Origin of the sequence: Gordonia sp. HS-NH1 (assembly GCF_001418765.1) — a bacterium.
GTDB lineage: Bacteria > Actinomycetota > Actinomycetes > Mycobacteriales > Mycobacteriaceae > Gordonia.
Genome location: NZ_LIYC01000093.1, coordinates 1 through 2,434, shown reverse-complemented (window position 1 = coordinate 2,434; position 2,434 = coordinate 1). Strand labels below are relative to the sequence as shown.

Annotated in this window: 2 protein-coding genes; both read right to left on the bottom strand. The window is 65.6% G+C overall.

The window, feature by feature from the left end:
- Positions 1 to 603 precede the first annotated feature (603 nt).
- The gene (locus tag AMD30_RS24155; RefSeq protein WP_231632847.1) at positions 604 to 2,061 is read right to left on the bottom strand and encodes a hypothetical protein; all 1,458 of its coding nucleotides are present in this window, start codon (positions 2,059 to 2,061) and stop codon (positions 604 to 606) included.
- Positions 2,062 to 2,081: 20 nt separating this feature from the next.
- A partial coding sequence (locus AMD30_RS24150; RefSeq protein ID WP_156354416.1) for a PLDc N-terminal domain-containing protein occupies positions 2,082 to 2,434 on the bottom strand: 353 nt, incomplete at its 5' end.

The following is a 2,434-nucleotide window of genomic DNA, read 5'->3' as shown; positions in this document are numbered from 1 at the left end:
ATCAAACTGGCCGTTGACACGCTGTGTCCCATGATGACCCACGCGTTGACCCGCTCGCGACGTCGGCGGTATATGTGCTCGCGTTCCAGTTGGGGATCGCCGGCGGGTCTTGGGCCGGTGGCGGCATCCTCGCGAGCGCCGGGCCCACATGGTTGGCGCCGGCAGGACTGATCGCAGTTGCGGTAGCCGCGTCAATAGTTGCAGCCGTGATCCCCAGCAGCCGACACGCACGTCATTAATCGACTCACAACCCCCACTGCCGGTCGAGGAGGTGCGTATCCGCAGATTGTGCCTGGCGGTGCTGCGGTGGGCGCGGTGGGTGGTCTTGTTGTTTCGGTGGTCGGCGGGCTCGACACGACTGGGGGTTTGGTCGGTGGTATCTGCGTCGTCCACTCCACCGAATCTGATCGTTCGAAGTCTACGAACGGATCGCTGGTGTCGGCCTCATTGCCGGTGCTTGCCCGCACGACGTGGACCCGAGCGTCATCACCCCTGCCGCGAGCATGGTGACCGCGACCCGCGCGGCCCGCTGGTGTGAACTCGCGATGCGCGCGAGTGTATCGCCGCGTACTGCGACCGTCCGGTGACTCATCCGTGGGCCCTTCATGGGGCGTACTGGGTTATCGAGCGAGATATGAACTCAGGGGTGTAGTCGATGAGAAGCAGATACGGTCCGGTGACTTGCCATTGGCCGGTGTCGGTGGGTGCTGGCAGCCGCCACGATTGCCCGCCTGTCTCGACGTCGTATGCGCTCAGCATCGGAATGTTCGGCCGGTTGTTGGCCGTCGGTTCGCCGTCGAAAAGCATTCTCGTGCCGTCGAATCCGAGGTATCGCTGCCCGTAGCCGATGGCGGACTGGCCTTGCTGGACGCCGGTCTGTGCGTCGAACACCGTCCATGTCCCCGTGCGGCCTTGCGTGTAGTCGTCGGACTCGATTGCCACGTGCCGGTCGTCGAGTAGTTTCAGCGAGTGCTTCGACATGCCGGTGTCCCAGCGCACCGCGCGATCGTGGGTTGATGCGACCCCGACGGCCGACCCCGATGACACCGCGATCTCGTCGCCGTCAACTGTCGTGATCAGCTGGAATTGGCCGGGGACCAGACGCCAGCCCGCGAGTTCGCCAATTTTCACACCGTTCGAGTCGAAGAACTCGACTCGGTAGTCGCCCGGGTCGGAGCGGGTCGTCACGAACCCGGACGGGTGCAGCACCGCCGTCGCGTCGGGTGGTGGGCCCTCACCGTCGAAGCGAGAGAAGACGGGCTTGCCGGTATCCAGCCGGTAGATGGTGAAATCACCGCGCGTCGTGTCGCTCACGGCGAACAGGTTGCCGGCGTCGGAGACGACCGCTTGATCGTGATTGATGGGTGGTTGGGTCGACCAGGCCTGGTGGCCCTGTGAGTCGAATTTGGTGATCGTCATCTGCCGATCGGGAGGATCGTCGATGACCTCGAGGCGGTGTTCGACTTTCTGTGGGTCGCTGGGGGGTAGCTCTTCGGGGATGATGACGTCCTCTGTGTCGTTCATCTCGACGAGGAAGCCGTCACCGACCCCAGTGACGGTCGTTGCGGCACCGGCGGTGTGGATGAGAGAGGTGGTTGTGTCCGCGCCGGTTCGCGGGTCAACGAACGACACCCTGGTATGGACGGCGCCGTTTACGCGGACGAGTCGGGTGCAGGCCAGTTGCCCGTCCCGGCTCAATGCACACGAGCCGTCCCATCCGGTCCTTGGTATGCCCCACAGCGGTCGTCCGGTGCCGGGGTCCAGGGCCTGGAGCGCGCGGGGTTTGCCGATCGACTTCTGAAAGGCCTGGACGATCACCGCGTCGTCGTCCGCAGCCACCACATACACACCCGCGTCGCGGAACTCGTTGCCGAACAACGACGCCGCATCCACTGTCCACCGCGCCGTGGGCGCCGCGGGCATCGGTTCAAGGATCGGGGCGGCGGAGGTCTGGTCAGGCTCATCGTCGCCGCTCACGACCGTCACGATCCCGAACATCAGCACCGCGGTCGCCAACAGAGCGAACAACACCAGAGCCTCGCGACGACCACGGTCTGCCATGCCCATGAGTTCCTGGCTCTCTAGGTGGAGGCCGGCGGCGGGCCCGAGTCGTCTGGGCGGTCAGACCGGTCGACGGCTCGCTGATGTTCGCGCGCGGTCCGACGTTGCTGCTCGGCGCGATCGCGCACCTGCTGGAGGAACTCCCGGTCTGCCTCAGGGTCCTGCGGGACGTAGCGGCCGGGGTGGTCGTATTCCGGGAACTCAGTGGTCGCACCCGACTGCCGGCGCGGTCGTTCATCGGCTGTGGGGCGTCCGACCGCCAGCCATACCAGCCCGCCGACCAATGGGAGCATCACCACCAGCACCACCCAGGCGAATTTGGGCAGCCCCCGCACAGCGGCGTCGTCGGTTCTGATGATGTCGATCAGCGCGA